This window comes from Natrialba chahannaoensis JCM 10990 (assembly GCF_000337135.1).
GTDB classification, from domain to species: Archaea; Halobacteriota; Halobacteria; order Halobacteriales; family Natrialbaceae; genus Natrialba; species Natrialba chahannaoensis.
This window is the reverse complement of the sequence record NZ_AOIN01000032.1, coordinates 1-916: the sequence shown is the minus strand read 5'-3', so window position 1 is coordinate 916 and position 916 is coordinate 1. Positions and strand designations below refer to the sequence as shown.

1 pseudogene is annotated in these 916 nt (G+C 62.4%); it reads left to right on the top strand.

What is annotated here, in order from left to right:
- Positions 1-916, top strand: a pseudogene (locus C482_RS03690) (transposase); the annotation flags it as partial.

Genomic DNA, 916 nt, shown 5'->3' with positions numbered 1-916 from the left:
GGCGAAATCGACGGACACGATGGGGCGCACGCAGATGGCGGCTCTGGACCTCACGAAGGGCAACCCGTGGTGCGGCCAGGTCACGCGCGACAGTAGCGGGAAGAACAAGGAGCCGTGGATTCTGGGGTACAAGGGCGAGAACGGGCCGTTCTTCCAGTGGGCCGTCATCAAACTCGTCGGCCACGATGTCCCGCTAATCCTCGATGCGATCCCGGTCGAACGTGGTCGAAAGCGGGCCGACATCGTGGACGATCTCCTCGACGGTGCGACCGACATCGTCCCCGGCTTAGACCNGATGCGATCCCGGTCGAACGTGGTCGAAAGCGGGCCGACATCGTGGACGATCTCCTCGACGGTGCGACCGACATCGTCCCCGGCTTAGACCTCGTGATGATGGACCGCGAGTTCGCCAATGACGGCGTCAAAGACGCCTGCGAGGACCACGCTGTCCACTACCTGAATCCGGGTGTGGTGCGGTCCAGCAGCGACCACGAACACCAGATTGCCAAGCTCGCCAGCGAGGACAAAGAGTTCGACGTCGTCGAGCAGGAGCGACTCGACGATGGACCGACGCGGAAGGCGGTCTACCTCCCGAAGCGCGAGTGGGAACGAGAAGACGAGGCCGATGACGGCACGGACGTGACGATTCGCCANATCGGCGATACAACACCGCTCTCGGCGGATCGTGACGGCGACTCGCCGTTGAGCAATCTTCTCGATGAAGTAGCGGACGAGGAGGAGATCGACGAGCCGACACGAGTCGAAGCGCCGACGGTACCCTTCGAGACGAACCTGCCGTGGGTAGACGTCGATCCTGCTGACGAACAGGAGATGAAGCACCAGATCGGGCGGGTAATGGTCCGGTATAAGCGGCGCTGGGGTATCGAAAACGGGTTCAAGAAGCTGAAGACGTTCC